22 protein-coding genes and 1 tRNA gene are annotated in these 24,001 nt (G+C 68.3%); 14 read left to right on the top strand and 9 right to left on the bottom strand.

Annotated elements, in window-relative coordinates:
• The first annotated feature begins 142 nt into the window (after nucleotides 1-142).
• The 3 genes from AB4079_RS15320 (at nucleotide 143) to AB4079_RS15310 (ending at nucleotide 4,505) form a co-directional block, all read left to right on the top strand.
• Nucleotides 143-2,530 (top strand): glycosyltransferase family 2 protein, encoded by a 2,388-nt coding sequence (locus AB4079_RS15320; RefSeq protein WP_441788178.1) that lies wholly within the window; start codon nucleotides 143-145, stop codon nucleotides 2,528-2,530.
• Nucleotides 2,530-4,155 (top strand): chitinase, encoded by a 1,626-nt coding sequence (locus AB4079_RS15315; RefSeq protein ID WP_441788177.1) that lies wholly within the window; start codon nucleotides 2,530-2,532, stop codon nucleotides 4,153-4,155. Before AB4079_RS15320 ends, AB4079_RS15315 begins: the two co-directional genes overlap by 1 nt.
• A 276-nt stretch (nucleotides 4,156-4,431) precedes the next feature.
• Nucleotides 4,432-4,505 (top strand) — tRNA-Pro (locus AB4079_RS15310).
• 350 nt (nucleotides 4,506-4,855) lie between these two features.
• On the opposite strand, the gene AB4079_RS15305 is transcribed toward AB4079_RS15310, so the two are convergent.
• Complete coding sequence (locus AB4079_RS15305) at nucleotides 4,856-5,365, bottom strand: hypothetical protein (protein WP_441788176.1); 510 nt, start codon at nucleotides 5,363-5,365, stop codon at nucleotides 4,856-4,858.
• Between the two features lie 120 nt (nucleotides 5,366-5,485).
• Here AB4079_RS15305 and AB4079_RS15300 point away from each other — a divergent pair, with 120 nt between their 5' ends.
• Complete coding sequence (locus tag AB4079_RS15300) at nucleotides 5,486-6,886, top strand: hypothetical protein (RefSeq protein WP_441788175.1); 1,401 nt, start codon at nucleotides 5,486-5,488, stop codon at nucleotides 6,884-6,886.
• A gap of 160 nt (nucleotides 6,887-7,046) precedes the next feature.
• On the opposite strand, the gene AB4079_RS15295 is transcribed toward AB4079_RS15300, so the two are convergent.
• Nucleotides 7,047-7,283 (bottom strand): hypothetical protein, encoded by a 237-nt coding sequence (locus AB4079_RS15295; RefSeq protein ID WP_441788174.1) that lies wholly within the window; start codon nucleotides 7,281-7,283, stop codon nucleotides 7,047-7,049.
• On the opposite strand from AB4079_RS15295, the gene AB4079_RS15290 reads away from it, so the two are divergent.
• Entirely contained in the window at nucleotides 7,282-7,809 is a 528-nt protein-coding gene (locus AB4079_RS15290; protein WP_441788173.1) for a hypothetical protein, read from the top strand. The genes AB4079_RS15295 and AB4079_RS15290 overlap by 2 nt on opposite strands.
• Nucleotides 7,810-7,842: 33 nt before the next feature.
• Nucleotides 7,843-8,718: a serine hydrolase domain-containing protein gene (locus AB4079_RS15285; protein ID WP_441788172.1), complete on the top strand. Its 876-nt coding sequence runs from the start codon at nucleotides 7,843-7,845 to the stop codon at nucleotides 8,716-8,718.
• A 59-nt stretch (nucleotides 8,719-8,777) separates the two neighbouring features.
• Here AB4079_RS15285 and AB4079_RS15280 read toward each other — a convergent pair whose 3' ends face one another.
• Nucleotides 8,778-9,326, bottom strand: a complete 549-nt coding sequence (locus tag AB4079_RS15280) for a TetR/AcrR family transcriptional regulator (RefSeq protein ID WP_441788171.1) — start codon at nucleotides 9,324-9,326, stop codon at nucleotides 8,778-8,780.
• 53 nt (nucleotides 9,327-9,379) lie between these two features.
• Here AB4079_RS15280 and AB4079_RS15275 point away from each other — a divergent pair, with 53 nt between their 5' ends.
• Nucleotides 9,380-10,090: an MBL fold metallo-hydrolase gene (locus AB4079_RS15275; protein WP_441788170.1), complete on the top strand. Its 711-nt coding sequence runs from the start codon at nucleotides 9,380-9,382 to the stop codon at nucleotides 10,088-10,090.
• An 18-nt stretch (nucleotides 10,091-10,108) separates the two neighbouring features.
• Here the strand turns inward: AB4079_RS15275 and AB4079_RS15270 are convergent, their stop codons facing one another.
• Nucleotides 10,109-11,590, bottom strand: coding sequence for an MFS transporter (locus AB4079_RS15270; protein WP_441788169.1), 1,482 nt, complete (start codon nucleotides 11,588-11,590; stop codon nucleotides 10,109-10,111).
• Nucleotides 11,591-11,662: 72 nt separating this feature from the next.
• Here AB4079_RS15270 and AB4079_RS15265 point away from each other — a divergent pair, with 72 nt between their 5' ends.
• On the top strand, nucleotides 11,663-12,310 hold the full coding sequence (locus AB4079_RS15265; RefSeq protein ID WP_441788168.1) for a TetR/AcrR family transcriptional regulator: 648 nt from the start codon (nucleotides 11,663-11,665) through the stop codon (nucleotides 12,308-12,310).
• Between the two features lie 89 nt (nucleotides 12,311-12,399).
• Nucleotides 12,400-13,869, top strand: a complete 1,470-nt coding sequence (locus tag AB4079_RS15260; RefSeq protein ID WP_441788167.1) for a purine-cytosine permease family protein — start codon at nucleotides 12,400-12,402, stop codon at nucleotides 13,867-13,869.
• Between the two features lie 75 nt (nucleotides 13,870-13,944).
• On the opposite strand, the gene AB4079_RS15255 is transcribed toward AB4079_RS15260, so the two are convergent.
• Nucleotides 13,945-14,640 (bottom strand): hypothetical protein, encoded by a 696-nt coding sequence (locus tag AB4079_RS15255; protein WP_441788166.1) that lies wholly within the window; start codon nucleotides 14,638-14,640, stop codon nucleotides 13,945-13,947.
• A 259-nt stretch (nucleotides 14,641-14,899) separates the two neighbouring features.
• Here AB4079_RS15255 and AB4079_RS15250 point away from each other — a divergent pair, with 259 nt between their 5' ends.
• Nucleotides 14,900-15,610, top strand: a complete 711-nt coding sequence (locus AB4079_RS15250; RefSeq protein ID WP_441788165.1) for a helix-turn-helix transcriptional regulator — start codon at nucleotides 14,900-14,902, stop codon at nucleotides 15,608-15,610.
• A gap of 110 nt (nucleotides 15,611-15,720) precedes the next feature.
• Nucleotides 15,721-16,107, top strand: a complete 387-nt coding sequence (locus AB4079_RS15245; RefSeq protein WP_441788164.1) for a VOC family protein — start codon at nucleotides 15,721-15,723, stop codon at nucleotides 16,105-16,107.
• A gap of 15 nt (nucleotides 16,108-16,122) precedes the next feature.
• Here AB4079_RS15245 and AB4079_RS15240 read toward each other — a convergent pair whose 3' ends face one another.
• The 3 genes from AB4079_RS15240 to AB4079_RS15230 form a co-directional block, all read right to left on the bottom strand.
• A complete protein-coding gene (locus AB4079_RS15240; RefSeq protein ID WP_441788163.1) occupies nucleotides 16,123-16,548 on the bottom strand; it encodes a hypothetical protein in 426 nt (141 codons plus the stop codon).
• Nucleotides 16,549-16,694: 146 nt separating this feature from the next.
• Nucleotides 16,695-17,420, bottom strand: coding sequence for a class I SAM-dependent methyltransferase (locus tag AB4079_RS15235; RefSeq protein WP_441788162.1), 726 nt, complete (start codon nucleotides 17,418-17,420; stop codon nucleotides 16,695-16,697).
• 60 nt (nucleotides 17,421-17,480) lie between these two features.
• Nucleotides 17,481-18,539, bottom strand: a complete 1,059-nt coding sequence (locus AB4079_RS15230) for an aldo/keto reductase (protein ID WP_441788161.1) — start codon at nucleotides 18,537-18,539, stop codon at nucleotides 17,481-17,483.
• Between the two features lie 204 nt (nucleotides 18,540-18,743).
• Here AB4079_RS15230 and AB4079_RS15225 point away from each other — a divergent pair, with 204 nt between their 5' ends.
• A complete protein-coding gene (locus AB4079_RS15225; RefSeq protein ID WP_441788160.1) occupies nucleotides 18,744-19,382 on the top strand; it encodes a peptidoglycan-binding protein in 639 nt (212 codons plus the stop codon).
• A gap of 6 nt (nucleotides 19,383-19,388) precedes the next feature.
• Complete coding sequence (locus AB4079_RS15220) at nucleotides 19,389-21,737, top strand: hypothetical protein (RefSeq protein ID WP_441788159.1); 2,349 nt, start codon at nucleotides 19,389-19,391, stop codon at nucleotides 21,735-21,737.
• A 129-nt stretch (nucleotides 21,738-21,866) separates the two neighbouring features.
• Here the strand turns inward: AB4079_RS15220 and AB4079_RS15215 are convergent, their stop codons facing one another.
• Nucleotides 21,867-23,258, bottom strand: a complete 1,392-nt coding sequence (locus AB4079_RS15215) for an excalibur calcium-binding domain-containing protein (RefSeq protein WP_441788158.1) — start codon at nucleotides 23,256-23,258, stop codon at nucleotides 21,867-21,869.
• A gap of 172 nt (nucleotides 23,259-23,430) precedes the next feature.
• Here AB4079_RS15215 and AB4079_RS15210 point away from each other — a divergent pair, with 172 nt between their 5' ends.
• The gene (locus AB4079_RS15210; RefSeq protein WP_441788157.1) at nucleotides 23,431-24,000 is read left to right on the top strand and encodes a PadR family transcriptional regulator; all 570 of its coding nucleotides are present in this window, start codon (nucleotides 23,431-23,433) and stop codon (nucleotides 23,998-24,000) included.
• Nucleotide 24,001: the final 1 nt, after the last annotated feature.

The following is a 24,001-nucleotide window of genomic DNA, read 5'->3' as shown; positions in this document are numbered from 1 at the left end:
GAAATCCACCCCCAAAGGGAGGGGGACCCGAAAAGGGGTATTTGTACCCCGGTTTGTCCTCACTAGTGTGGACAACCGGGAGCCACCCGACCGTGCCCACCCGAGGGCCGGGCTCCCGACGTACAAGGACGCATACCCGATCATGAGTTCTACAAATCAATACACCCCTGCCCGAAAGCGCCAGCTCGGCTCCGAGAAGCGCACCGAACCCCTCCCGACGGTCCACCCGAAGCCGTCGGATCGCAAGATCACCTGGAGCCGTGTCGCCATCGTGCTGACCGTCCTGTTCTGGGCGATCTACGTGGTCACCACGATCATCCGCCAGTTCATCGACAGCGGCAGCGAGAACTTCCGCTTCACGATGGAGGCGATCGGCTACACGGTCGTCGTCACGTTCCTCACGTTCTCGGCCCTGATGTACCTGGTGGCCCGGCAGGGAGCGCTCCAGCGCTTCCAGAAGCACGTCCGCGTGCCGCGCGCCGAAATCGACCGGCACTTCGCCGAGAACCAGCCGAGCATCACGGTGCTCGTGCCCTCCTACGCGGAGGAGCCCGAGGTGGTCCGGATGACCCTGCTCTCCGCCGCGTTGCAGGAGTTCCCCTCGAAGCGCGTCGTCCTGCTGCTCGACGACAACCCGAACCCGACCGACCCGGCCGTGCGCGAGCGGCTCGACGCGACCCGCGACCTCGCCGACGACATCAGCGCGATGCTCGCCGAGCCGCGGTTCCGCTTCTCCGACGCGCTCATGCGCTACGAGCTCGGCGACTCCGGCGTCTACGCGACCGACGAGTCCGCTCTCGAGCTGGCCGAGCACTACCGCTGGGCCGCCCAGTGGCTGTACGGGCAGGCCGACGCGCACAGCATCCAGGACCACGTCGACGTCTTCTTCGTGGACCAGGTGCTCCGGGCGCTCGGCGACGACCTGGCGCTCACCGGCGAGGCCGTCTCCGCGGCGATCGCCGAGGGGGCGTCCCTCACCACCAAGCGCGTCGCGCAGCTGTACCGCCGCCTCGCCTGGACCTTCGACGCCGAGCTCACCGTCTTCGAGCGCAAGAAGTGGGCGTCCCTCTCGCATGAGGCGAACAAGGCGATGAACCTGAACGCCTACATCGGCCTGATGGGTGGCAACTACCGCGTCGAGGAGACGCCGGAGGGCCCCATCCTGAGCCCGGTTCCGGCCGGTCAGCGCCGCCACGGTGACATCGAGATCCCGGACAGCGACTTCCTGCTGACCCTGGATGCCGACTCGATCCTGCTGCGCGAGTACTGCCTCCGGCTCACCTACTTCCTGCAGCAGCCCGACAACGCGCGCGTCGCGGTCACCCAGACGCCGTACTCGTCGTTCCGTGGCGCCGGCACTCGCATCGAGCGCCTCGCCGGTGCGACCACCGACATCCAGCACATCCTGCACCAGGGCAAGTCGTACTACGGCGCCACCTTCTGGGTGGGTGCGAACGCGGTCATCCGCAAGCGCGCACTCGACGACATCGTCGAGACCGAGTTCGTCGGCGGGTTCGAGGTGCGCCGCTACATCCAGGACCGCACGGTCATCGAGGACACCGAGTCGAGCATCGACCTGGGCACCCACGGCTGGACGCTGTCGAACTACCCGGAGCGTCTCAGCTACTCGGCCACCCCGCCGGACTTCGGCTCGCTGATCGTCCAGCGCCGCCGCTGGGCGAACGGCGGACTCCTGATCCTCCCGAAGCTCTGGCGTCAGGTGAAGGAGCGGAAGCGCCGCGGCGAGACCGTCTCCCGCATCGAACTGTTGCTGCGCGTCAACTACATGGCGTCGATCAGCTGGGCCAGCTTCGGCCTGGTCTTCCTGCTGGCGTATCCGTACGACGGCCGGCTGCTGAGCCCGATGGTGCTCCTCGCCGCCCTGCCGTACTTCATCAGCCAGGCGGCGGACCTCCGCTACAGCGGCTACAAGGCCACCGACATCTTCCGGATCTACGGCTTCAACCTCATCCTGCTCCCGGTGAACCTGGCCGGTGTGCTCAAGTCGATCCAGCAGTCGCTGACCGGCAAGAAGATCCCGTTCGCCCGCACGCCGAAGGTGAAGAACCGCACCGCCTCGCCGCTGCTGTACGTCGTCGCCCCGCTCGCGATCGTCGGGTTCTCGCTGTTCACCCTGTGGCGTGACGTGAACGCGCACAACTGGGGCAATGCCGCGTTCGCCGCCTTCAACGCGACCCTGGCCATCTGGGCGATCGTCGCCTACATCGGCCCGTGGAACACGATCGTGGACATCTGGCTCGGCGTGACGAAGCCGCTGTACGTGGACAAGTCCCGCACGCAGTCGGCCTCCGTCGCGACGCCCGCGACCGCATCCATCGACTGGCGCTCCGTGCTCTACCACGGGCACGCCGGTGGCGAGGTTCCGCATCTGGCGGGCGTCGGCGCGGATGTGAACGTCCCGGCGGGTTCGGCTTCCGACCTGAGCGGGGACCCGGAGTCGGCGCTCGCCGAATCCGCCGCCGCTGAGTCCACTGCTGAGTCCGTCTCCGGCGAGAGGCAGGCCGCCTGATGGCCCGCGCACGAAAGGCGTCGAAGGACGCCGGGTCGAAGCCTGCCGACGCTGTCGAGCGCGCGCAGGCTCCCGAGTCGACCGGCGGCCGCCGCCTCTCCCCGTGGCGGGTGATCGGCGCAGGCCTGGTCGCGGTCGTGGTCGTCTCCGTCGGCGCCGTCGGGCTGCAGTGGTGGAGCGCACGCGCCTCCGTCGACGTGCAGCCGTGGTTCGCCTCCTATGTGGATGTGACGGCAACTCCCCGGTTCGCGTTCGAGAACATGGGCGGCACGTCGACCAAGGATGCGGTGCTCTCGTTCGTCGTGTCGTCGAAGAGCGACCCGTGCGAGCCCACCTGGGGCACCGCGTACACGATGGACGAGGCGCGAGGCTCCCTCGACCTGGATCGCCGGATCGCACGCCTGCAGCAACAGGGCGGGACGGTCGCGGTCTCGTTCGGCGGCCAGGCGAACGACGAGCTCGCCGTGCACTGCGACGACCCGTCCGCACTGAAGAAGGCGTACGCCTCCGTGGTCGACCGCTACAAGATCGGCACCATCGACCTGGACCTGGAGGGGAGCGGACTCGCCGACCGCGACGCCGCCGCGCGCCGCGCCTCCGCCATCGCCGCCCTGCAGCAGGAGCGACGGGCAGCGGGGAAGAGCCTGGCCGTCTGGCTGACCCTCCCGGTCGCGCCGACCGGGATGACCTCCGACGGGACCGACGCCATCGAGGCGATGCTGAAGGCGAAGGTCGACATCGCGGGCGTCAACGTCATGACGATGGACTACGGCAACGCCAAGGACGCGAAGTCCTCGATGGCGAAGGCGTCGGAGGCGGCTGTGTCGGCCGCCCAGCGCCAGCTCGGCATCCTGTACGACCGGGCGAAGCTGCACCAGAGCGACCCGAGTCTGTGGGCGAAGCTCGGCGCGACGCCGATGATCGGCCAGAACGACGTCCAGGATGAGGTCTTCACCCTGGCGGACGCCGCATCCTTCAACGCCTGGGCGGTCTCGAACGGACTCGGGCGCATGTCGATGTGGTCGGCGAACAGGGACAAGACGTGCGGTTCCAACTACGTCGACCTGACCGTCGTCTCGGACGCCTGCAGCGGCGTCGCCCAGGGCAAGAAGACGTTCGCCGGCGTGCTGGCGAAGGGCTTCGCCGGCCACATCGCGCTGGGGGAGGCGGCGGTCACCACGCCGGAGCCCACCTCCAGCATCGCGGCCGACGACCCCGCGACGTCGCCGTACCCGGTCTGGGCCACCAAGAACTCGTACCTGAAGGGCGCGAAGGTCGTCTGGCACCACAACGTCTACCAGGCGAAGTGGTGGACGAAGGGCGACGTCCCCGACAACCCGGTGCTGAACGCGTGGGAGACCCCGTGGGACCTGGTCGGCCCCGTGCTGCCCGGTGAGACGCCCATCCCGCAGCCCACGCTGCCCGCCGGAACGTACCCGAACTGGAGCGGAATGACCGCCTACGACAAGGGCCAGCGCGTCCTCTTCGACGGCGTGCCCTTCGAGGCCAAATGGTGGACGCAGGGCGACAGCCCCGAGGCCGCCAGCGCCAACCCCGACTCGTCCCCCTGGAACCCGCTCACCCAGGACGAGATCGACCAGATCATCGGCGGCTCCGGCCGCTGACCCAGCTCGGCGGCGGGGCGCTGATCCCCCTTCGCGCCCCGTCGCCGACCCCAACCTGGACTCCCGCTGCGGGGCGGGAGCGCCCGGGCGCCCACGCGCGCCGGAATTCGGCCGACGCGCGCTGCGCAGTGCCGGCGGGGATGTGTGCGGCCGTCGGGTGGCGCACGAGGTCCCCGCCGGCACGATCGAATGTGTGATCGCGTGTGCGCGGAGCCTCTCGCGGACACGGTAAGATGGACGGGTTGCCTCGCGCGGAGCCTCGGCTCTCGCGGACAGCGGGCTGTGGCGCAGCTTGGTAGCGCACTTGACTGGGGGTCAAGGGGTCGCAGGTTCAAATCCTGTCAGCCCGACGTTGTGACATGAGAGAAGCCCCGATCAACTCGCTCTGCGAGTAGATCGGGGCTTCTCTCATGTCACAACTCGCACCTGACTATTGGGGTCCCCGCGCGCGAGGGGCCCCGGGCGACGCCCCGCGCGAAGCGCGGAGCGGCGTTTGGGGTAGCGCGTGGGGCGCAGCCCGGCGTTGTGGGCCGTTTGCGTAACTGTTTGCCCGTCTTCAATGAATTGTTTCCACAGATCACTGAGGCCGAGCTTCCACCTCGTCGGCGGGGAGGGCGGCGGCGTGGGTTGATGGGCGCGGCCTTTGCGGATGAGTTGCAGTGGAGGGTTTCGGGGGTGAGACGTGACGACACGTGGACGGTTATTCGGCGGCAGGATTCGCGGGGATTCGGGAGGTCACCGACCCGAAAATGTCGTTCATTTCTTCACCGGAGATTTCACCTCGATACCAGCGAGGAAGATGCTCCGCGATGAGTACGGATATCCAGCTGGTCTGCTCGGCCGTCTCGGCGCGCATGGCAGCTTTCATCGCGTTGGACACGGCGAGCCCGGCTGAACTGTCCTCTGCAGCTATGAGCAGGCCGAATTCCAATTCGCACGAGAGGGCCGCGTCAAATGCCACGCGCAGGCGTTCCCCCTGTCGCTTGTCCAATGCGAGGGCGGTTACGGCGGCTCCCATTCTGATAATGACAGCCCGGAGGGCTTCGCGTCTTGCTACCTCGCGTAGGGAGTCGTCCCTTTGGCGGTCGTTCCGTCGCTTGAAGTGTTCGGTGACGAGCGTTGTAACTGACACCAAGGCGGCTCCTACGACGACGCCGATCAGGCCCAGCCACGAAGCGTCCATGGCACGCACTCTATCGAAGGTGGTCATTCGTGGATTCTGATTGTTCTTGAGATTCGCTTGGCGGCTCTGGCATAGTCGGCACGGACGTAACGGTCACTCGGGGGGGGATTTGTGGAGATTTCGCGTCGGGCATTAGTTGTTGGTGGCGTGGCCCTCACCGTGGAGGCGGCGGCGCTTACCGCAAAGGTGGCGCCAGCCGCTGCGGCGGCGGTGCCTGCATTCCAGGTTTCCAACGCGGACATCGACATAACCCCGTCCATCGGATATCCGATGGCGGGTTATGGGGTGGACTCGCCACGCCTCTCCGAAGACGTGAACGAGCCGCTGCGCGCGCGCTGCACTGTTCTCTGGGACTCGGGCGCGCCCAACGTCATCGTCACGGCTGATGTGCTCGCGTTCGGTCGAACGATGCACCAACAGATCCGCGCCGGCGTGGTGGATCTCGGCGTCGGCAATTCGGATTTTGTTCTGACCGCGACCCACACTCACAACGGCCCCGTGCTCATCGAGAAGCTTGACCCCTATATCGCCTACAACATGAGCGACCAGACCGAAATCTCGGAATACAGCTCATGGCTGGTGCAAGCGCTGATCGACCTCGTGGCGGATGCCCTCGCGGCTCCCCGAACGACGTGCACGCTTGAGTACTACTTACTCGACGAAAATTTCTCCATTAACCGCACAGGGTTCGCACACCAGGAAACCGCGGTACCGACTCTCGTCGCCCGCGACCTCGCAGGCAATCCCTGTTCAGTGCTCTTCGGATACGGAACCCACCCGGTGGCCGCCGGAGGGCAGGTTAGTTTCGACCCTGACTATCCGTCCGAGGCGATCAAGACGATCGAGGCGTACTTGCCCGGTTGCTTCGCACAATTTCTCACCGGTGCAGCCGGCGACCAGAACCCGGCAACCACCGAGTCGTTCGAACAGTCGGACGCTTATGGGCAAGACCTCGGCCTGACCGTTGTAAACGCCGTAGAGTTGCCGGGCCGATCGATATCGGGTCCCATTTCCACCTCGTACTCCGAGGTCCAACTACCGCTTGACATCACCCTGACGGACGAAAACATTAAGGCCGTCGCGAATGCTTTCGCTGCGCGAGCAACTCGCCCGAACGACCCTCCGTACCCGGGCTGGGTTATTCGACACGCGTCCGTCTCAGCGGCATATCTCCGGTCCAAGCCGCCCCTCGACTCGCTTGAAACGAGCATTCCACTGCCGATTCAGTCGTGGAAGTTCGGAGGCCTCCGTATCCTCTTCACCGGCGGAGAGCTCGTGTCCGGGTACGCCGAGTACTTCAGGAACGTATTTGGCACGGAGAACGTGTGGATCAACGCGTACTCGAACGAAGTACCCGCCTATATCCCAAGCGACGAGATACTGCGTGCCGCTGGCTACGAAGCAGGATATGACGCTGATGCGCCCGGAATCGGCGGCGGTTCGATGGGTGTCTACAATCACATCGCCCACTTCCGCGGCAAGCCAACCTCAACCTCACCAGACGGAGTGGAGCAACTGCTCATTGCAAGCGCACTGAGCATTCTCTGACCTCGCTCTGTGGCCGGCACCGAACTGGTAGTAACCATTCATCGAGCTGGAAGCAGCCTCGTACTCCGCCGCTGACACATCCGAAGTGGCCCGATGGAACCATTTGACCCCGTCCGGACACTATGAGGTAAGGGCAGTTGCCCGTTGACACCAAGGGGGATCACATGAAGAAGGTTGCGCTGTTCGTCGCTGCGGCCGTCGTTTTGACCATGGCCGGCTGTTCGGCATCGTCGCCGTCCGGCATGTCGCCGGTGGCGCTGGCCACCGCGCGGCCGAGTTCGACTGCTTCCGCGAGCCCGAGCTCCACGCCGGTGCCGTCGAACTCCGACGCGGCGACTCCTACGCCGATCGCGACACCCCCTTCTTCAGCGGCCGTGGACGGCCCGGGCGCGGTCATGCCCGACACGGCGGAGGTGCCGGTCGACTCCGCCCCGTCGCCCGACCCGGCTCCCGCTCCCGCTCCTGCTCCGGCGCCTGCGCCCGCGCCGCCTGTCGACCCGAACGCTGTCGACCCAGCTGACTACCCGTCTCACGCCTGGGACACCGGCAACAATGTCGCGCTGAAGGGCGTGGAGTTCATGACTGCCGACGGCAACATCGTCTGTGGAATCGGCCCGAGCGGTGAGGGGTTGGGCGTGGCCGCGTGCACCCCGAGCACCTGGAAGGACATCATTCCCCAGGGCGTCCCGCAGATGCCCCCGACCCACGCTGTCGAGGTCGACCAGGCGTACAGGGGTGCGATGTATCTGTTCCCCGACTTGTTCTCTCAGCCCGCGCGCACCATCCCCGTGCTGCCGGACGGCAAGAACATCACTCTCGATAACATCACCTGCTCCGTGTCCGGCGGGACGGTGACCTGCAACAATTTCGTCTACAACGCGGGCTTCACGGTGTCGACCACCGCGATCACCATGCACAACTGATGACCGCGTCCGGTTTCCCGCCAGAATGAGGGGATGACCGCCGCTGACGCCCTCCTGGCCCGTTTCGTCCACGCCGTCGACCGGGAGGGCCTCGGCGCCTACGGTGCCCACGCGCTCGTCGGCGGCGACGAGGCCCAGCACCGCTGGCGCAGCGACGACCGGGTCAACCTGTACTCCGTGTCGAAGGGGGTCAGTGCCCTGGCTGCCGGCATCGCCGTGGACGAGGGCCTGCTAACACTCGACACGACCGTCGTAGAGGCCCTGCCTCAGGTCCAGCTGGGCGAGGGGGTGGAGCGGGTGACGCTCCGCCACCTCCTGACCATGTCGAGTGGCATCCCGTTCCAGTGGTTCGGCGATCAGCCGGTGCCAGGGCCGGACCTGGCGCAGGAAATGCTGCGTCACCCCACCCGTGGCCCCGGCGAGCATTTCCTGTACACCGATTCCAGCACGTACGTCGCGATGCGGATGCTCGGCGCTGCCGTGGGCGACGTCCGCGACTGGCTGCTCCCGCGGCTCTTCGGCCCGCTCGGCATCGACAATCCGCAGTGGATGCGGTGCCCGCAGGGCTGGATCGTCGCGGGCAGCGGCCTCCAACTCCGCACCGGGGAGGTGGCCCGCATCGGCAGGGTGCTGCGCGACCGGGGCGAGTGGCAGGGTTCGCGGATCGTCAGCGCGGCGTGGATCGACGGGATGCACACCGAGTGGCGCGACACGGGGGAGGCCGGATCGTCGGCGCACTACGGCATCGGGACCTGGGAGGGCCCGTCCGGCTTGTGGCGGTTCGACGGACGGTACGGCCAGTATGTGGTCGTCGACGACGCTCACGACGCGGTTCTGACCGTCACCGCCCACGAGGAGTTCCGCACGGGTCGCCTGCTGGAGGTCGCGCACGAGGCGCTCCTCGGCTGACTCCCGGTGCGACCGTGGCGTCGGGCTCGGCCGGCTTCGCGGACCGCCCACCGGAAAGCTCAGCTCGGTGACGGCATGCCTACCGCACGAATGATCCGCGTCAGCCCGAACTCCCACGCGCGATCGACGTCCCCGCCGAGGCGGAACCGCCCATTGAGTTCCATGCTGATGAAGCCGGTCGCCCATGCCGTCAACGTGCGCGCTGCTTCGAGCGCCGACGCTTCGCCGGCGAGGTCGCTCGCCACGCGGAGGATCCCCGCGCTGGACGCGATGTTCACATCCGAGCTGGCCACCGGAGCACCGGGATCCGGGGTCATCACCAGTTGGAACGCTGCAGGAGACTCCTTCGCGAACACCCGGAGACCGTTCAAGAGGTCCTGTGCGTTCGAAGTAGAGTGCAGCCGGCCGGTGAGGTCGCGCAGGGTCGCTTCGGCGACGAGGCGGATGAGCTCATCACGGTTCCGCACGCGCTTGTAGAGCGAGGGAGCGCGCACGCCGACCCGGGCAGCAACGGCCTGCATCGTCACACAGGTCAGACCGTCCGTCTCGAGAATCTTGCGGGCAGCCAGGACGATAGCGTCGAGCGATGTGCGGTCCGGTGCAGGCATGCTCACAGTATAGCTATTGACAATAGCCATGAAGGCTATGTAGCGTAGCCATCATGGAACTTGCCCCCCACCTCCACCGCATCGGCAACGACATCGTCGCCGCCTATCTCGTCGACACCTCCGAGGGCGTGACGCTCATCGATGCCGGACTTCCCGGACACTGGCGCGACCTCCTCGCCGAACTCAAGGCGATGGGGCGCCCGATCGGTGACGTCAAGGGCCTCATCCTCACCCACGGAGACTCCGACCATGTCGGTTTCGCCGAGCGGCTGCGGCGCGAGCACGGAGTCCCGATATATGTGCACCCGGCCGACGCCGAGCGCGCCAAGGGCGGACCCAAGCCCGCCAACGCGAAGCAGACGATGCGCCTCGGACCGCTGCTCCAATTCGGGGCGTACTCCCTGAGCAAGGGCGGCGCGCGCGCCAAGTGGCTGACGGAGGTCGTCGAAGTATCCGATGGGGAAATCCTCGATCTGCCGGGTGCGCCGCGGATCATTGCGCTTCCCGGTCACTCGGCGGGGAGCATTGCGATCCACATCCCTGCGGTCGACGCGGTGTTCGTCGGAGACGGGCTGACGACACGCCATGTTCTGACGGGCACGGTCGGGCCGCAGCCCGCGCCCTTCACCGATGAGCCCGAGCAGGCGATCAGTTCGCTCCAGGCGCTGCTGGCGACCGGAGCGAGCTGGGTCCTCCCCGGGCATGGCGCACCGTGGCACGGCGGCATCGCGGCCGCCGTGAAAGCAGTGGAGCAGGCTCGCTGACCTCCCGCGAGTTACCGCCTACGCACCCGTTTTCAGCGCCTCGCGCCGCCGGTACAGCAGCGCGGACAGCAGGGCGCCGAAGGCGAAGAACGCCGCGCCCCACCAGTACGCGGTCGCGTAGCTGTGGACGGCCGCCTGCCGTGCGACCTCCGCGGTCGGGGGCAGGTGGGATGCGACATAGTCGACCGCTGCCGTCGCGGCCAGCGTGTTGAGGAGGGCCGTTCCGATCGAGCCGCCCACCTGCTGGCTGGTGTTCACGAGGGCGGACGCCACGCCGGCGAAGTGCCGGTCGACGCCGAGGGTGGCGGTCTGGATCGCGGCGGGCATGATCGACCCCATGCCGAAGCCGAGGATCATCAGAGGGGGCAGGATGTCGGCCGCGTAGTTCGCGCTGACTCCGAGGTGCGTCAGGTACACCATTCCCGAGCCGGCGATCACCATCCCGATCGGCACCATCAACTTCGGCCCGAATCGCGGAAGGGTCAGGTTGGTGGAGAGCTGCGCGGCGGCCACCAGCATGATGATCATCGGCAGGAACGCCAGCCCGGTCTGGATGGGGGTGAACTTTAGCGTCGTCTGCAGGTAGTAGGTGACGAAGAGGAAGATGCCGAACATCCCGGCGCCGGCGATCAGGATGGAGATGTAGGACGCCGCGCGGTTGCGGTGGAGCACGATCGGCAGCGGAAGCAGGGGATGTGCGGCCCGGCGCTGCCAGATCACGAAGGCGATCAGCAGCACGCCGGACGCCGCGAGGAAGCCCCAGGCGGACGGCGAGTCCCAGCCGTCCGTCTCGGCGTTCGAGAAGCCGTAGACCAGCGAGAACAGGGCGCCGGAGACGAGGACCGTCCCGGGGATGTCGAGCTTCGGACGTGGGCCGGTGCGGGGCGTCGAGACCACGAAGAAGGCAGCGCCGACGATGCCGATGATGGCGATGAAGACGTTGATGTAGAGGTTCCAGCGCCAGTCGAACTGCTCGGTGAGCACGCCGCCGAGCAGGAGGCCGACGGCACCGCCCGCACCGGCGATGGCGCCGAAGATGCCGAACGCGCGGGCGCGCTCCTTGGTGATGGTGAACGTCGTGGTGAGCACGGCCAGCGCGGTGGGAGCGAGCAACGCGCCGAACGCGCCCTGCAGCGCCCGGGCGCCGACGAGCATCCCGAACGTGCCGGCCGCGCCACCCAGGGCCGAGGCGCCCGCGAAGCCGATGAGGCCGATGATGAACGCCCGCTTGCGGCCGATCAGGTCGGAGAGGCGGCCGCCGAGCAGCAGCAGGCTGCCGAAAGCGAGGGAGTAGGCGGTGACGATCCACTGCCGGTCGGCGTTGGAGAAGCCGAGGTCCTGCTGGGCGGACGGCAGGGCGATGTTGACGACGGTCGAGTCGAGCACGACCATGAGCTGCGCCAGGGCGACGGTCACGAGCGTCCACCAGCGGTGGGAGCGCGCAGCGGGCGCGGCGGGCGCCTCGGGAGCGACTGCGGTGAGGGAGGAAGTCTGCGACATGGCGGCAAGCATATACGAAACTTGTCAGTTTCGGATCTCTTTAGTTCCAAAATTAACCTTACAATGGATGCGATGCACCAGCCAGAACAGGGAGAAGCCGCAATGACGCAGCTCGACACCGGCGACGCGCCGCGCAAACTCGGCCGCCGCCGCGACCACACCCGCGACGCCGAGATCCTCGACGCCGCCGTCGATGTGCTGGCCGAGACCGGCTACGACCGGATGACGATGGACATGGTGGCCGCCCGGGCGCAGGCCGGCAAAGCCACGGTCTACCGCCGCTGGGCCTCCAAGAGCGAACTGGTCGTGGAGGCCATCGCCTGCCTGAAGAAGAACGACATCGACCTCGACAACGTGCCGGACACGGGCACGCTGCGCGGCGACCTGGTCGCCATGATCCGGCCGCACGCCATCGAGGACGGCGAGAAGAAGCTGCAGGTGATGGCCGGCATCACCTCCATGCTCGCCCGCAATCCCGAACTGGTGGATGCGGTGACCGCCGCGATCGTCGAGCCGCGCGCGGCGCTCAACCGAATGCTCATGCGCCGTGCCATCGAGCGCGGCGAAATCGCCGCCGACACGGACGTCGACACCCTGGCGATGATCATGCCGTCGATGACCTCGTATCGCGTGCTCATCCTCCAGAAGCCGGTGGATCGCGAGTTCCTGCTGTCGCTGATCGACGGCGTGCTGCTCCCCGCGGTCGGGATCAAGCCCTGACCATGTGAGGGTTCTCAGGACAGTGGGCGCCCCGATGTCGCTATCGTCTCGGATAACGAGACGGATGGTGTTGAGCGACGAGGAGCGACATGAGCCAGGAATCAACGGCCACCAGGCCGCAGCGCGGAATCGAAGTCCGCTCGATCGACTACGTGCCGCAGAGCGAGCGCCACGGCAAGGTGTCCCGGATCGGCTCGCTGTGGTTCATGAGCAACGCGCAGATCGCGACCCTGGCGACCGGCCTGATCAGCATCACCAGCGGCGGTAACGTCGTCTGGTCCCTCATCGCCATCGCGCTGGGAACCGCCCTCGGAACCCTGTTCATGGCGGCACACTCGTCGCAGGGTCCGGTGCTGGGCCTTCCGCAGATGATCCAGTCCCGGCCGCAGTTCGGCTACATCGGTGCCCTTCTCGTCTGGCTTTTCGCGTACATCCAGTACGCCGGGTTCAACATCTTCAACACGGTGCTGGCCGGCGAAGCCGTCGGCGGTTCGCTGCACACTCCGTCGAGCCTGGACAACCTCTGGTTCTGGGTCGTCACCATCGTGGCCGCCGGGATCGCCCTGTACGGCTACGACCTGATCCACTCGTTCGAGCGCTACCTCAGCATCGTGACCGTGGTGATGCTGCTTCTCCTCACGATCGCGGTGCTGACCCACCTTCAGATGCCCGCATCCCAGTGGGACCTCGGGCACTTCTCGGCGGTACCGTTCTTCGCCCAGCTCGGCGTCGCGGCCGGCTACCAGATCTCCTGGGCCATCTACGTCTCCGACTACTCCCGGTACCTGCCGGCGACCGTATCCCGGAGCAGCACCTTCCGCTGGACGTTCTGGGGCAGTGCCCTCGGCGGGATCTGGGTGATGTTCCTCGGCACGTACATCGCCGTGTCGGTCAAGACGATCGGCTCCGCGACGATCGCGGCCATCGGCACCGTCGCGGACAAGCTGTTCCCCGGATTCGGCTCCATCGCCCTCATCGTGGCGGCCCTCGGACTCATCTCCGTCACCGCCCTCAACATGTACGGCGGGTCGCTCACCCTGATCTCCTCGATCGACAGCATCCGCAAGATCCGGCCGACGCTCAGGATCCGCATCATCACCATCGTGATCACCGCCGCTATCTCGATCGGCTTCGCGAACTTCGCCTCGGAGAGCTTCCTCAGCAACTTCGCCGACTTCCTGCTGGTGATCCTGTACCTGTTCATCCCGTGGACCGCCGTCAACCTCACCGACTACTTCATCGTCCGGCGCGGGCACTACGCCATCGCCGAGATCTTCAAACCGGACGGCATCTACGGGCGCTGGGGCTGGGCGGGGATCGCCTCCTACCTGCTCGGCTTCGTGTGCATGATCCCCTTCTTCAACGTCGCAGGCTTCTTCGAGGGGTTCATCGCGCACGCCCTCGGCGGCGTCGACCTCTCGCTCTTCGTCGGCCTACCCGTGGCCGCGGGCGCATATTGGCTGCTGACCCGCAACGTGGATGTCGTCGCCGAGCAGGCCCTCGCCGAGCAGCAGGCGGCAGAGCTCGAGCGCGACTCGGAGGAGCACGTGCTGCCCTGAGGTCGGCGAGCACCCCAAACCGAATCGTCCGGAGTCACACCCCGACGAGTTTCACGCCGACGATCGCCGGGGACGTCAGTTGTGCATCGTGATCGCGGAGGTGGAGACCGTGAAGCCCTTGTTGTAGACAAAGTTGGTGCACGTCACCGTTGCACCCGAGACCGAGCAGGTGATCTGCTCGAGGGTGATGTTCTTGCCGTCCGGCAGCACGGGGATGGTGCGTGCGGGCTGCGAGAAGGTGTCCGGATACAAGTACAGGGCACCTTGGCTCCCGTCCATGACCTCGACGGCGTGCGTGCCCATGCCCCCACCGGGCACCTGCGGAATGATGTCCTTCCAGGTGCTCGGGGTGCAGACTCCAGCGCCCGTCACGGCGTCGCTGGACCGGATTCCGCAGATGATGTTGCCGTCGGCGGTCATGAACTCCACGCCCTTCAGCGGGACGTTATTGGTCGTGTCCCACGCGTGGGATGTGTAGTCGGCGGGGTCGACCGCGTTCGGGTCGCGCGTTGGCTGGCTGGGAGGCACGGGAACGGCCGGCAGCGGCTGCGACTGCGCGTCTGGCACCGTCGCGCTGAGCTGTCCGTTGTCGACCGGCGCGGCGGCCGTCGGCGTCGGCGTGGGCGTCGGTGTGTGGGCGGAAGCGGTCGGGGTTGTAGAACTGGTCGAGTGCGCTATCGGCGTCGAGTCGGCGACCGTGGATGTCGCTGAGCACCCGGCAAGGATGGCAGCGACGGACAGGGCCAGAAACCCCGATGTGATTCCCCTCATGATCGAACACTAATGGCGTTCGTACGGTCGACTTACCAAAACAAGCAACGCTTGCATAACGGCCGATAGACGCGCTCGGCGACGGTGGGGCGGAGGGCCCGGCTGCCACCCAGCGTCGGACAACCGGCCGCAATTCTCCGACGCACCGCGGCCGGTCGGAGCAACCGCGTACATCGCAGCCGGATCTCCGACGCAAGGCGGCGAATCTCCGACACTTCGGCCGGTCCCGTGCGCTGAGCCGGGACCGTAGACTCCTCGGGTGAACCGAACGGAACGCCTCTACGCCCTCGTGGAGGAACTCCGCGCCGTCTCGCCGCGTCCGCGCAGCGCCCGCTGGCTGGCCGACCGGTTCGAGGTGTCGGCCAGGACCATCGAGCGCGACCTCTCGGCCCTGCAGGAGTCGGGCGTCCCGATCTGGGCGGAGCAAGGCCGGACGGGCGGGTACGTCATCGACGCCGCATCCACTCTCGGCCCGCTCGGGTTCTCGCCGGACGAGGCTCTCGCGATCATGATCGGGCTGGGAGGGTTGCGGCGAGGGCCGTTCCGGCATGCGTCGGGAACGGCGCTCCGCAAGCTCCTGGCCGTGATGCCGGACGCCGATGCGCGGCGGGCCGCGTCGTTGGCGGCGCGCGTGCATCTGCTGGAGAGCGAGGACGAGAGCGAGACCGCGTCCGCCCCTCCGATGTTCGCGGAGGCGCTCCGCTCCAACAGCGTGCTCGCACTGGGATATCGCGACAAGCAGGGCGCCGTCACCCAGCGCGAGGTGGAGCCCCTCGGGTACATCGGAAAAAGCGGCGACTGGTACCTCATCGCCTGGTGCCGGCTCCGGGACGGGGTTCGGGCGTTCCGGGCGGACCGGATGACGTCGCTCGAGCCGACGGGTGAGCGGCCGGCCACCCGGTCGCTGCAGCGGGCGGACCTGGAGATCCCCTTCGGGACTCTCCGCTCGATCGGCGACGACCTGGACTGAATGTCTCGGCAAACACCCTGTCGACAAGCATCGTGTCGAGAAACACCGACAGGACGGTGTCGCCAGGCGCTGTGACCATGGAGGGGAACCCAACCAGCTGGAGGCAGCCCATGTCATTCGCATCGATCCGCATCATCACCGAGGACGTCGATCGGCTCGCGTCGTTCTACGAGCGCGTCACCGGAAGGCCGGCCGATCGGCCTGCGCCGGTGTTCGCGCAGTTCACCGGTCCGGGAGCGACGCTCGCGATCGCGAGTCCGGCCACTGTGGCGATGCTCGGCGGGGCGCCGGCTACCGCGTCCAACCGCTCCGTGATCGTCGAATTCGAGGTGGACGACGTCGACCGTGAATTCGCGCGTCTGCAGGACGAACTCCACGACTCGGACCTCTGGGATGTCGTGATCGAGCCGTCGACGATGCCGTGGGGCAACCGCTCCGCCGTACTCCGCGACCCGGACGGCAACCTCGTCAACCTGTTCAGCAGGCCGCGGAGCTAGTTGGCGCGCAGCAGTCTAAGGGCCGACGCGCGTCGGGCTTGGGCCTGGTGTCGGAGTCGTGTCGGGTGTCTGGGGCACCGTCGGGATGACGAGGTGGCCGTCGTCCGCGCCGTCGAACCGGAGTCGGCCGTCGAGGAGGATCGTGAGCCGCAGGCTCCACTGGTCCGGCATCGGGCAGGGAGCGCCCGGCTGTCCGGGGATGCGCTCGAGCGCGACCCTGGCCGTGAAGGTGCCCGTGCCGTCGCTGTCGGTCTCGGTCACGGCAAGCGGATGCTCCTCGCCCGGCGCCATTGCGGCGGGGACGATCAACTCGAACTCCAGCGCGCTGTCGTCCTTCTCATCACAGGAGCCCGCGTAGCAGATGCGGACCGTCCCGCCGGGGTGCGCTCCGTGCCAGGCCCGGGCGTCGACGGCAATGTGGGGCGGCTGAATCGCCGGCATGGCGCACGCCGCAGGAAAGAGGGGAGTGCAGCCGGACAGCAGAAGCGCCGCGGCCGAGAGCACCGCGACCCGGGCGCGACGACGACCGCGCGACCCTCGGCGTAAGTCGTGCCTCGGCTGTGGTGGCGTAGCAGATGCCATGAGGACTAGGGGTGGTGGGCCGGTTCCGCCCGCAGCACGAAGAACAGGAATGCCAGAAAGCGCCCGCTGGGCCGCGCAGCGAACTCCTCCGGGAACCGCTCGTACGCTGCCGCTGCCGGTGGCGGCTCGCTGATCGAGACGATGCGGAAGCCGGCGTCAGCGAACGCGTCGGTCATCGCGTGAAGCGGTCGGTCCCAGAACGTCAGCTGCGCGCTCTTGCCGCCGAGAGTCCACTCTTCGGTCCGTGCATGCGTCCCGAAGTACTCCGCGCTTCCTCCGGACAACCGGTCGCTCAGGAAGGTGGCCGACGGGTGCTCCTCGGAGACGATGAGTCGTCCGCCCGGTTTCAGCACCCGACGGAACTCCGCCAGGGTGGGCGCCCAGTCCTCGAGGTAGTGCAGGACCTGCGACGCGATGACGTCGTCGAAGGTGTCGTCGGGGAACGGCAGCGGATCGGCCAGGTCGGCCACGCTGAGGTCCGCGTCGACGCCCACGCGCTGCCTCGCCTGCTCCAGCATCCCGGCACTGGAGTCGATGCCGGAGACGATGGCACCGCGTTCACAGAGGTCGGAGAGGATCGGCCCGGAGCCGCATCCGGCGTCGAGCACCCGCCGGCCGGCTACGTCTCCGGCGAGACCCAGCAGTGCCGGACGGTTGTAGTACTCGTTCAGGAGGCTGGTCTCGTTCAGAGCCGCGTAGCCCTCGGCGATCGTGTCGTAGGCCTGCGTCATGCGCCCATCGTGGCACACCCTGTGAGCCTCGGCTCGGAGCCGATCCAGCGGCGCACCGGGTCAGTCGCGGTTCAGATGCCGTCCGATCAGGCTGAGGTCGGCGTCGCTGGACCGGCCGTCCGCGGTGTTCGCCTGGTGCCAGTACGGGTAGGGGAGCGGGGTCGCGCTGGCCTCGTCGAGACGGGCGATGTCGGTGTCGGTCAGCTTCAGGTCGGCCGCGCCCAGGCTGTCGGTCAGCTGCTCCTCGGTGCGCGCACCGACGATGACGGACGTGACGCCCGGCTTCGACAGCGTCCACGCCAAGCCGACCTGGGTGGGGGAGGCATGGTGCTCTTCGGCGATCTCGACCAGCACCTCGATGGTGTTGTAGAGGCGGTCCTCGTCGTAGATGGGAGGCTCAGTCCAGCCCTCGAAGCGACGCGAGCCCTCCGGTGCGTCCTGCCCGCGACGGTACTTGCCGGTGAGCAGCCCGCCGGCCAGTGGGCTCCAGACCAGGATGCCGAGACCCTGGTCGAGGGTGATCGGGACCAGTTCGTTCTCGGCCTCGCGCGACTGCAGCGAGTAGTAGATCTGCTGGCTGGCGAAACGCTCGAAGCTGCCCCTGTCGGAGGCCCAGAGCGCCTTCATCAGATGCCAGCCGGAGAAGTTGGAGGCGCCGATGTAGCGCACCTTGCCGGAGCGGACCAGGTCGTCGAGTGCGGAGAGCGTCTCCTCCAGCGGGGTGGAGCCGTCCCAGCCGTGCAGCTGGTACAGGTCGATGTGGTCGGTGCCGAGCCGCCGCAGGCTGGCCTCGGCCGCCTCGATGATGTGGTGACGCGAGAGTCCGCCGTCGTTCGGCCCCTCGCCCATGCCACCGCGCACCTTCGTCGCGATGAGCATCCGGTCGCGCTCGGCACCGAGAGCCTTGCCCAGGATCTCTTCCGACGCGCCGTCCGAGTACACGTCGGCGGTGTCGATGAGGTTCACGCCGGCGGCCTGGGCGACGTCGATCTGCCGCCGCGCACCGTCCACATCGATGTGGCCGACGGGACTCGCCCAGCCGGTGCCCGCGAACCCCATCGTTCCGAGGCTGACGGTGGAGACCTTGAGGCCGGTCTTGCCGAGGTGACGATATTCCATGAATCGGATAGTACCCACCGCGACGGGTTTGTCCATTGAGGCAACAAAACGCCTCCCTCTCGGGCTCCTTTAGCACGAACGAGCGCTTTGGAAAACGGCCTTTTCGCCCCCGGAATCCGGCATACCGTCGCCGTCAGCGCCGGTCGTCACCGAACCGGTCGCCCGCACCGACAAGGCGCACCTGCGCCGGACAGGGAGTCACACGTGAACGACGAACAGGACCAGCAGGAGCTGCAGCCGCTCTCCGCCGACGAACTCGCCGCGGAGGGCGTGACGGCGCTGCCCGACAAAGAGGTGGCGTCCATCCTCGACCTCAACGCCGACCTCAACCTCGGCCTGGGGCTCGCGGCGCCGGTCGACCTCGGCGTCGCCGCGAACGCCAACGTCGCTGCGCCGATCGAGGCTTCGGCCGGCGCGAACGTGCTCTCGGAGGGGTCGACGGCGGTGGCCGGTGCGGATCAGTCCGCGGGCATCCACCAGGGAATCGCCGCGGACGCTCTCGCCAACTCCCAGCAGACGAGCGACATGGCTCCGGCAGCCGACACCACCACCCCGGCACCGGCTCCCGCCACTCCCGCGGCCACCCCCGGATCGCTGACCGACGGCAGCCTGCTCAACGTCAACGTGAATGCGGCGGCGGACGCGCACATCGCGGCACCGATCAACGGCGCCGTCGCCGCCAACGCGAACGTCGCGGCGCCGATCGACGCGAGCGTGGCCGCGAACATCGGCACGATCGACAGCCAGGCCGCCGCGGTCTCGCACCAGGACGCCGTGATCGACCAGAACATCACCGGGACCGCCGACGCCACCGCCGGCCAGCAGTCCACCATCCAGCAGTAACCGCGCGTGACAGAAATCGCGGACCGCCGGCCGGAGCGGCACGATCCTCCGGCCGGTGCTGCCGTCGACGCGGCCGGCGAGCGGCCCGAGGTCGTCGCGAACCGCGGCGACGAGGTCCCGACGCGCGCCGGCGGTGTCGAACTCCTCGGCGCGATGCGCGGCTCGGGGTACCGGGAGCCGCCGTCGCTCGCGCGACGCATCGACGGCCAGACCCTCCAGCTCACACCGCTGCTGTACGCGACGCTCGACGAAGTGGATGGGCGGAGCACGCTCACGCAGATCGCCGCGCGCGTGAGCTCACGAACCGGTCGGCTGGTGCGGGCCGCGGATGTCGCCCAACTGGTCGACGGCTCCCTCCGGCCCCTCGGCCTGCTGACGCAGCCGGACGGATCGGAACCCGAGCTCAAACGGTCCGATCCTCTGCTCGCCCTGCGGCTGCGGAAGGAGATCACCAACCCGGATGTGACGCGACGGGTGACCGCTCCGTTCGCCCGGCTGTTCCATCCGCTCGTCGTCATCCCGCTCGTCTGCCTGTTCCTCGCGGTGTGCTGGTGGCTGTTCCTGGTCGAGGGTCTCGCCGCCGCCACCTATCACGCCTTCCAGGACCCGGGCGTGCTCCTGCTGATCGTGGTCGTCACCATCCTCTCGGCGGGTTTCCATGAATTCGGGCACGCGGCGGCGGCTCGCTATGGGGGTGCGCCTCCCGGCCGGATGGGGTTCGGGCTCTACCTGTTCTGGCCGGCGTTCTTCACCGACGTGACCGACTCCTACCGACTGGGCCGGGCGGGCCGCGTTCGCACCGATCTCGGCGGACTCTACTTCAACGCGATCGTCGCTGTGGCCATCGTCGGGATCTGGTGGGCGACGCGGTGGGACGCGCTCCTCCTCGTCGTCCTCACCCAGGTGCTCCAGATGGTGCACCAGTTGCTTCCGATGGTCCGCTTCGACGGCTACCACGTTCTTGCCGACCTGACCGGCGTCCCGGATCTCTTCCAGCGCATCCGGCCGACCCTCCTCGGCCTGCTGCCCTGGCGGTGGGGCCGCGCCGAGGGCCGCACCCTGAAGCCCTGGGCGCGCGCCGTCGTGTGCGTCTGGGTTCTGGTCGTCATCCCCCTCTTGCTGTTCTCGCTGCTGATGATGGTGCTCACCCTGCCGCGGGTGCTCGCGACAGCCTGGGTTGCGTTGAGCGCACGCGGGGGCGCTCTCGCGACGGCGTTCGCCCACGGGGAGCTGGCGGCCGCTGGCGCCCAGCTCGTGCTGATGGCGGCGACGGCCATCCCGATCCTGGCGACGCTGTACATCCTGTTCCGGCTCGCCCGCGCCGGACTCGGCCGGTTGCGCACCGGCACCCACGGCCGCCCCGGTCGCCGGATCGCCGCCGTCGTGCTCGTGCTCGCCATGGTGGCGGGCCTCGCCTGGGCCTGGTGGCCGGCGCCGCAGACGTACCGTCCGATCCAGTCGTACGAGCGGGGCACGATCAGCGACGTGCTCTCGCCGGTGAGCGACCGGACCGGCCGCCTCGCCGCCGGCAGTCACGGACAGGTCCAGACCGTGTGGCCTGCCGGGGCGGCGCGGCCCACCGCCGCGCACCCGCAACTGGCGATGGTCCTCGTGCCACGCAACGGGCGGGCGCCCTCGTGGGTCTTCCCGTTCGACAAGCCGCAGCCGCCGCGCCCGGGCGACAACCAGGCGCTGGCGGTCAACACCGCGGACGGCTCGGTGCTCTACGACGTCGCGTTCGCGCTGGTCTGGGTGCAGGGCGGAGACGCTGCGCTGAACACGAACTCCGCCTACGCGTTCGCCCACTGCAGCGGCTGCACGACGGTGGCGGTCGCCTTCCAAGTGGTCCTGATCGTCGGTCAGTCGAACGTCATCGTCCCGCAGAACCTCTCGGTCGCTGCGAACTATGGATGCGTCAACTGCCTCACCGCCGCGATCGCCGACCAGCTCGTGCTCACCCTCTCCGGCCCGCTCAACCCCAGCACCATGGACAGCGTCAGCGCGCTCTGGTCGAAGATCATGGCGCTGTCGCGGAACCTGCAGGGACTCTCGGCGTCGGACATCCAGTCGCAGCTGCTCGCCTACGAGCGCCAGCTGAAGGACGTCATCCAGAAGGATCCGGCCGCCAGCCCGAGGGCGAGCGGGGGTGGGACCGCGCCGACCTCGACCCCGCAGCCGGGGTCCTCGGGAGCGCCGGACGGCGGCAGTACGTCGGCGCCCGCGCCCGCGCCCGGCGTTCCGACGACGGAGGCGCCGGCACCCGCCCCGACCGCCGCACCGCAGCCGACCACCGAGCCCAGCGCACTCCCGCCCACGGACCAGCCTCCTACCCCCGCCCCCGCTCCCAGCCCCTGACCCGCCTCGCGGGGCCGCGAGGTGCGAGTAGATGCCCTTATTCCGCCGGATTTCCGACATCTACTCGCCCCTCGGTGACAGGGGCAGGGGGGCGACAGCCGGGGGGCCGGGGTGGAGCGGGTCGGATGCTTATTCGCAGGCGATGCCGTCGCCGTCCCGATCGAGTTTGCGGGAATAGCCCGGCTGGCCTGCGTAGAGAGGAGCCTTGCCCGCAGCGCGGACCTCCGTGCAATTGGCGTAGAACGGGTCCGGCGCAGGCGCGGGCACAGGAGCGGGCGCGGGCGCAGGGGCGGGCGCTGGAGCCGGGGCGGGCGCCGGTGCCGGCGCGGGCGCAACGGTGGGCGTCGGTGCCGGAGCGGCCGGCGTGAACGTCGACGATTCGGCACTCTGCGAGGAGCACCCGGCCAGCACGCGGCTCATCGCTGCCTGCTCCGCACTCGTCACCCACAGTCCGTAGGTCGCCTTCACGGAGATCTGACGTGCGACGTACTCGCACCGGAATGACTTGTCGGCCGGGAGCCAGGTGGCGGCGTCGCCGGACGACTTCTGCTCGTTCGAGTGCGCATCCACCGCGAGGAGGTTCAGCGGGTCGTTGGCCAGGCTGATCCGCTGGGCCTGCGTGAGCTGCTGCCCTCCGGTCACCCATGCGTTCTGCAGCGGCACGATGTGGTCGATCTGCACGAGCGCCGAGGTTTTGGCGCCGCGGACGAAGCCGATCGTGGCTCCCGTGTACGGGTTGTGCAGGCTCCCGCTGAGCACGGTGCACGTCCCCTGTCGCACGATGCCGGTCAGGTCTCGAGCCAGGATGTCGTTCCGGGTGTCGCAGCCGTTGCGGTCGACATCCAGCCAGGCCGCCCCGAAGTCGGAGGTGCGCTGGTACCCGGTTGCCGGTGCTCTGCCCTTCACGGGAAGCGTCGCGAGCACCTCGAGCGCTGTCTTCGAGGTGATGCTGTTGTCGGCCAGCGCGACGGACGGCCCGCTCTCGGCGGCGACGACGGTCGCCGGGTCGAGGGGTTCGTCCGGCGGTGAGCTCGTCCTCGTCGGAGTGGGAGCCGGGGTCCGGGTCGCGGTCGGCGAGGCGACTGTTGCGGCCGCATTCACCGGGTCCCTCGGGTGAGCGGCGGCGGACACGGTCGCTCCGACCACCAGCAGCACGACGGCGCCACCCGCGATGGCACCCGCGAACCGGCGGGATCTCGGGAGCAGTGCCCACCCGCGCCGACGCGTGATGATCGTGTACATCGCGGTGAAGATCGCCACGAGTGCGAGGAAGACCAGAAGGGTGCCGACGCCGGCCGGTGCCACGAGGAGCAGAATCAGCGCGGTGAGCGCGCCGCCGACCCAGGTGCTCACGGGGATGCGGCGAGTCTTCTTGCCGGAACCGCCCACGGAGGCTGCGGGTGTCACCGTCCCGGGCTCCGCGGTGTGAGTGGACCATGCGGCTCCCTCCCACCAGCGCAGCTCGGACGGGTCGTCGGGGTTCGGGTACCAGCCGGCGGGCGGAAGGGAGGCTTCGGTCACGTGAGATTCTCTCGTTTCGGGTCCCGTGCAGATTATCCGGAAACGGGCCGTGCGGTACGGAACTGCCCCCGAACGGGGTGCTCGGGCGTGTTCGCTGAGCGAAGCCTGAAGATCCTTCCCCTCCGCCTCTGAACGATATATCGTTGGGTATCGCTGACGATAGGAGGCTGTCATGTCCAACTCATTCCCCACCGGCGGGTTCGGCGCCCGCATGGACCCGGACGCCATGTGGCAGGCGTTCGAGCAGTTGCGCTCGACGTTCGAGAAGAAGGTCGGCTCGCGCATGGGCCGCGGCGACGTCCGCGCGGCCGTGCTCTCCCTACTGGCTGAGAAGCCGATGCACGGGTACCAGATCATCCGCGAGATCGAGGAGCGCAGCGGAGGAAGCTGGAAGCCGAGCGCCGGCTCCGTCTACCCGACGCTGCAGCTGCTCGCCGACGAGGGCCTCATCACCGCCGAGGAGTCGAACGGGCGCAAGACGTACGCTCTGACCGAGGCCGGCCGGGAGGTCGCCGCGAGCGAGGCATCCGCCCCCTGGCAGACCGACGGTACGACCGGCGGCGCCGGCAGCACGACCGGCCAGCGACGGACGAACTCGGGTGCTCTGCCCAAGGCCGGCGTCGCGCTGGCCCAGGCGGCGGCGCAGGTGCACCGCACCGGAACCCCCGAGCAGGTGCAGGAGGCGGTGAGCGTGCTCGAGGAGGCACGCCGGCGTCTGTACTCGATCCTCGCCGAGGGCTGAC

The organism is Leifsonia sp. 2MCAF36 (assembly GCF_052115525.1).
Lineage (GTDB): Bacteria > Actinomycetota > Actinomycetes > Actinomycetales > Microbacteriaceae > Leifsonia.
The sequence above is the reverse complement of the archived record's forward strand: the minus strand, read 5'-3'. Positions and strand labels throughout refer to the sequence as shown.